We start from the raw sequence: 1,497 nt of genomic DNA, 5'->3' as shown, positions 1-1,497 counted from the left end.
CCACGTACCAGCGCACACAAGTCAATATCACATCCAGCGGATAGTGCAGCCGTTTGAGCACCTTGTTCCTACCCGCATTCAAGCTCGTCATCGTAGATCACGTCTTTCGTTTTCCCAGCGCCACGATCGCAGATTGTCTTAATGCGACAGCGCCAACTTGCCTCGTTTATTGTATTACGCGCTTCGGTGAGCCAGAAGCCCCAGACGAGATGGCATTGTTGCTCTATCTGCATCGATGCAGGCCAACGTCCTGAGCAAACGGAGGGCGCACAGAATGCCCGCGGTGCGAAAAAAGCCTACCCTTGATGGAAACTCTCGTTGACCCGGCCGACAGAGCCGGGCTGTCGAATCCCCACACGCGTGCGATGACGGAGAAAGTCATGAACAAAACCCTCGGGACAATGGCTGGCGCCGCGATATTGTTTGTCGCGATCTGCCTCACCGAACAACAGGCTCTCGCGCAGTCAGCAGGCGACATCGTGGGTTCGTGGACCTTGGTGTCGCTGACGGTTTCGCGGAGTGGCACCCAGACAGAGTTACTCGGTCCGCGTCCGGAGGGCCAGTTGATATTTGGGAGCGACGGCCGCTACGTTCTGGTTGGGGTTCGTACCGACCTGCCGAAGTTCGCATCCGGTGACCGCCTCTCAGGATCCGCTGAGGAAAACAGAGTAGTTGCGCAGGGCAATGTGGCACATTTCGGCACATATACGGTGGACCAGGCGGCACACACCATTGTATTTCGCATTCAGCGGGGTACATTTCCGAACTGGGATGGAGAGGTCCAACAAAGACCGTTCACCCTTGTTGGCAATCGGCTAACTTACGTTACTCCAGGAAGCTTCGGGTACGGCGCACAAATGGTAGTGTGGCAACGTGCGAAATAGGCGAGAAAGTGTGCGTATGAGGGGTTTGGGAAGCCACCGCCCACGCTACGTCCGGGTCTCGCCGACGATGCTGACGAAAGCGTTGCACCACTCGCCGTTCTGCGTGTTCCTCTCATTTGGCGACCCTCGACCGTTTGCAGCAGAAATCCGCGACGCGGGCGCCGCGCTGATCTGCCAGGTGCAGTTCTTGTCGCAGATCGACGTGGCCTTGGAAGCTGGCGCCGCAGCGATCGTAGTAGAGGACACCGAGGCAGGGGGGCACGGAGGAAACCGTTCAACATTTCCGTTTGTGCCGGAAGCTGCCGACTGCTTGAAACAACGCTCGCCCGGAACTTTGCTGATTGCGGCCGGCGGCATAGCGGACGGGAGAGGATTGGCGGCAGCCCTGATGCTTGGCGCAGATGCGGAGTAGTGGGCACTCGTCTGTGGGCGTCGGCCGAAGCGCGTACCGGAGCCATTCTTTGTCGAACTGGGCGCGGCAATCAGGTGGCGTCGACTGCCGATCCAGCCTTGAGCATCAGGCCTTTCTCCGTCAGGATTTCATTGACCAGCGCCAGCATTTGCACCGCCAGTCCGTGCGTTTCCAGCAGATGGCGGAACCGGAGAATCGTGC

At 58.8% G+C, this 1,497-nt stretch carries 2 protein-coding genes and 2 pseudogenes; 2 read left to right on the top strand and 2 right to left on the bottom strand.

The window, feature by feature from the left end:
- Positions 1-91 (bottom strand): annotated as a pseudogene (locus F6X40_RS41410) (IS6 family transposase); the annotation flags it as partial.
- Positions 92-380: 289 nt separating this feature from the next.
- Here F6X40_RS41410 and F6X40_RS41405 point away from each other — a divergent pair.
- Complete coding sequence (locus F6X40_RS41405; RefSeq protein WP_184063309.1) at positions 381-884, top strand: lipocalin-like domain-containing protein; 504 nt, start codon at positions 381-383, stop codon at positions 882-884.
- A 67-nt stretch (positions 885-951) separates the two neighbouring features.
- Positions 952-1,296 carry a nitronate monooxygenase gene (locus tag F6X40_RS41400; RefSeq protein WP_316251901.1) on the top strand — a complete coding sequence of 115 codons (345 nt, stop codon included), beginning with the start codon at positions 952-954 and terminating at the stop codon, positions 1,294-1,296.
- A gap of 29 nt (positions 1,297-1,325) precedes the next feature.
- Here the strand turns inward: F6X40_RS41400 and F6X40_RS41395 are convergent.
- Positions 1,326-1,497, bottom strand: a pseudogene (locus F6X40_RS41395) (IS5/IS1182 family transposase); the annotation flags it as partial.

The organism is Paraburkholderia sp. UCT31 (assembly GCF_014397655.1).
Classification (GTDB): Bacteria; Pseudomonadota; Gammaproteobacteria; order Burkholderiales; family Burkholderiaceae; genus Paraburkholderia; species Paraburkholderia tuberum.
This window is presented reverse-complemented; position numbering and strand designations above follow the sequence as displayed.

What these genes read in the sequence shown, in the direction of transcription:
- F6X40_RS41405 (WP_184063309.1), top strand. Translation starts at nt 381, where the DNA reads ATGAACAAAACCCTCGGGACAATGGCTGGCGCCGCGATATTGTTTGTC.
- F6X40_RS41400 (WP_316251901.1), top strand. Translation starts at nt 952, where the DNA reads ATGCTGACGAAAGCGTTGCACCACTCGCCGTTCTGCGTGTTCCTCTCA.